At 26.3% G+C, this 1,871-nt stretch carries 1 protein-coding gene and 1 pseudogene; both read left to right on the top strand.

The window, feature by feature from the left end:
* Positions 1-1,402: pseudogene (locus tag BST80_RS05150) on the top strand (ABC transporter); the annotation flags it as partial.
* A gap of 186 nt (positions 1,403-1,588) precedes the next feature.
* On the top strand, positions 1,589-1,738 hold the full coding sequence (locus tag BST80_RS05145) for a hypothetical protein (protein ID WP_415746264.1): 150 nt from the start codon (positions 1,589-1,591) through the stop codon (positions 1,736-1,738).
* Positions 1,739-1,871: the final 133 nt, after the last annotated feature.

The following is a 1,871-nucleotide window of genomic DNA, read 5'->3' as shown; positions in this document are numbered from 1 at the left end:
TATTAGTATCTTTTTAAAAATATTTACAATTATTTTAATAGGTTATGCAAGAAGTCTAATAACCCAAGCTTTATGATATTCGATGCCAGATGATAATGTTGGACGATTCTTATGTATTATTTATACGGTTTTTAATTTAACTTCCGGTGGTGGAAGTTTTCCAGTTATTTTACAAAATGGTTTTTTCCAAGCAATTAGTTACATTGTGCCATTTAAATATACAATTTTTGGAATGAGCAATATTGTCTATGGAATTGCTTCTAATGAGGGAATTATTAGTATGTACAATACAGAAATTTTAGGATGTTTTGGTGCCTTAATGATTTTCCTAGTAGTTTTCTTAGGAATTGGATTAGGTACCACATATATTTATCGTCGTATTGAAATGTTTGGTACATTCAGTTTAAAAGAGATTTATGAAACAATGGATAGTATTGATGCAACAAAAGACTTTGTTAGAAGTCGTCGTGTTATTAACAACTTAAGTGTTGAATATTCGCTATTAATTAAACAATATATTGATGAGAAACATCGCGAACAAAAAATAAAAAATTTAGAAGATAAAATTAATTCTTTATATAAAGATCTAGCCATAGTTCGAAGCAAAAAATTAGAAGCAATAAGTGAGGTTTATCGTAATCGTTTTGAAGTAATTAAGCAAAAATACGTTGTTTTAGTTCAAAAAGCAGAGATTACTAATGATGCTAAAGATATTCGCAAATCCCAAAAATTAAAAATAAAATTAGAAGCATTAGGGGAAAAAATTACAGAAGCACGCAAAGAAATTGAAATGTTAAAAAGAAATCCAAATTATGCCCGGATTGCTGCTTTAAATGAGCAATATGAAGAATTAAAAGATGAATATATGCTTATATCAAGAACAGTTAATGAACATAGTTCTAAACTAAAATTAAAAAAAGTTTATACATTACGACAAGAATTAACATATTTACAAAAGAAAATTGATGAATTAAATAGTAATACAATGCGAACTATTTTTGATAATCCGCATGATAAAAAAATTAATAAATTAATTGTGCGATATAACTTAGAAAAAGAACAATTAAATCATTTAAAACAAACCAAACCAGAAGCTAGATTAATTCCAATTTTTCAAGAAAAATTATTAATTTTAGCTAATAATATTAAAGAATTAGAAGCAAATAAAACTCAAGTTAATCGTCATATAGAAGAAAGAATTATAAAATTAAAACGACAATTAGAAGAGTTGAATGCGGAAAAAAATAAAAACTATAAATTATCAAAAATTACAAAATATGAATCATACAACATTAAAATTCGTAAAATAAAGGAATTATGTAAAATGAAGTGCAACAAATCAACTCAGAAAGGAGTTGATTTTTTATTGAAAAGAAACATTATTTTATTTTGCGGTCGTTAGTGAAAAAGTATGGAAAAGATAATGTTATTAATACGGTAAATAATATTGTAATTAATAATGTAGAAGAAGATGAATAAATTATCCGCGTAATTTATTAGCGGTAATTTATTCAATATAGTTTATTTTGAGCGTAGCGAACACGCGAAGCGTGCCGCGCGAAATTAGATTTTTAGGAGGAATTAAGTTATGCCAGGTTGATTAACGACAATATTTAGTGTTGTTATTAAATTAGGTATTTTTGCTTGAATTGGTTTATCAATTTATCAAAAAATTCGCCAAATTCAAGGAAAGAAAAAAGATAAAAAAGAAATTAAAAGTAAGGAGGATGATAAATAATGTTAGGTATGTATTTAACAACAGCGGTTAATTTTTTAGCAGATAGTGGTACTCCTACTATTTCAGATGGAATGGGTTCTATTTGAAGTGGTTTAGGACAAGCAATGATGAAAGTTAAAGAAGCAATTTATGC

The sequence above is a fragment of the Spiroplasma sp. Moj genome (assembly GCF_016082285.1).
GTDB classification, from domain to species: domain Bacteria; phylum Bacillota_I; class Bacilli_A; order Mycoplasmatales; family Mycoplasmataceae; genus Spiroplasma; species Spiroplasma phoeniceum.
Note: the sequence above shows the minus strand (reverse complement) of the source record. Positions and strands in the feature narration are given on the sequence as shown.